The following is a 1,613-nucleotide window of genomic DNA, read 5'->3' on the forward strand; positions in this document are numbered from 1 at the left end:
TGGCGTGCTGGCTGAGTGGTTGGAGCGTGTGTTGGTTTTGACATCGTAATCCAAATCAAGCCGCTTCCCGCCCTCAGTCAGCGCACTTCATTCAAAAAAACTCATCCGTCTATGGGATGACTGTGAAAATGGTTCTGTTGTTATTTTGTCACAGTCCTGCACCGCCCCTGCGCCCTCTGCAGTTCACGCAAAAATTTCCCGCGCGACCTCCCCCGCCACATCCGTGAGGCGGAAGTCGCGTCCGGCATAGCGGTAGGTGAGGCGTTCGTGGTCCAGCCCCATGAGGGCCAGGATCGTGGCGTGGAGATCATTGGTATGCATGCGGCCTGACACCGCCTTGATGCCGAGTTCATCCGTGCTGCCGTGCACGTAGCCTTTTTTCAAACCTGCCCCGGTGAGGAACATCGGGTAGCCGGTGATGTTGTGATCGCGTCCATCCGGTCCCTGCATGGTGGGCAGCCGCCCGAATTCCGAGCCGAAGAGTACGAGTGTTTCATCAAGCAGTCCGCGCTGTTCCAGATCAGAGAGCAGCGCGGCCGTGGGCTGGTCCACGGAGCCGGTGCGGTCGATAAGGCCCTTGTGGAGGTTGTTGTGGTGATCCCACCCACCCTGGCAGATTTCCACAAAACGCACACCTGCCTCGCTGAGACGCCGAGCCATGAGGCACTGCCGTGCGAAGGCCGCCTTCGGTCCCTTGTCGTTCACGCCATAGGCTTCCTGGATCTTCAGAGGCTCCTTCGAGATGTCGAGCAGTTCGGCAACCTTGCCCTGCATGCGGAACGCGAGTTCATACGAGTCGATGATGGCCTCCACCGGATCTGGTGCGCCGGATTGGGCGGCGAAATCACGATTGAATGACTGAATGAGATCCAGCTGGCGGCGCCGCTGCGGTGAGTTTGTGGCTGGTTTCAAATTGGGCAGGTATCCCTGATCGGTGATGCGTGTGCCTTGATAGTGCGCGGGCAGAAAGGCGCTGCCGTAATTCACCGCCCCACCGAAGTTCGGCGGCGGATTGACGGTGATGTAGCCGGGCAGATCCTGATTGGGCGTGCCGAGGCCGTAGAGCAGCCATGCTCCCAGGCTGGGCCGTGTCAGGGCCGCATTGGCGCTGCCGGTGTGCAGCTGCACCACGGCCTGCGGATGCGCGGGCGTGTCCGTGTGCAAGCCGCGCAGCCAGGTGAGCTTGTCCGCGTGTTTGGCGATGTTTGGCAGCAGTTCGGAGAACCACGAGCCGGTCTGTCCGTGCTGTCTGAACTGGAATTTTGATTTCGTGAGCGTGCCGCCGCCTGGGCCTGCTTTGCCATCCTGTTTGATCAGCTCAGGCTTGTACTCAAAGGTGTCATGCTGGGACATCGAGCCTTCCATGAAGATGAAGATGATGCGCTTGGCCTTGACGGGGAAATGCGGCTCATGAGGCGCGAGCGGCTTCAGCGGTCTGCCATTGCGGATGGCCTCGGCGGCTCTGAGGCCGTTGAAAGCCATGTATCCAAATCCGGCTGCGGTGGTCTGCAGCGCGGTGCGGCGGGAGAAAAGGGGTCTGTGGTGCATGATGGTAGGAGATGTTAGCGGATGAAGCGGAATTCAGCGGAGGCGTACAGCGCCTGGGCCAGGCT

The 1,613-nt window shown here is 60.4% G+C and carries 1 protein-coding gene; it reads right to left on the reverse strand.

Going from position 1 to position 1,613, the window contains the following annotated elements:
• Positions 1-183: 183 nt before the first annotated feature.
• Positions 184-1,548 (reverse strand): DUF1501 domain-containing protein, encoded by a 1,365-nt coding sequence (locus WAW39_RS02325; protein ID WP_422315363.1) that lies wholly within the window; start codon positions 1,546-1,548, stop codon positions 184-186.
• Positions 1,549-1,613: the final 65 nt, after the last annotated feature.

This window comes from Prosthecobacter sp. (assembly GCF_049294395.1).
Lineage (GTDB): Bacteria > Verrucomicrobiota > Verrucomicrobiia > Verrucomicrobiales > Verrucomicrobiaceae > Prosthecobacter.

Excerpts from the sequence above, each read along its gene's own strand:
- WAW39_RS02325 (WP_422315363.1), bottom strand. The coding sequence starts at position 1,548 with ATGCACCACAGACCCCTTTTCTCCCGCCGCACCGCGCTGCAGACCACC.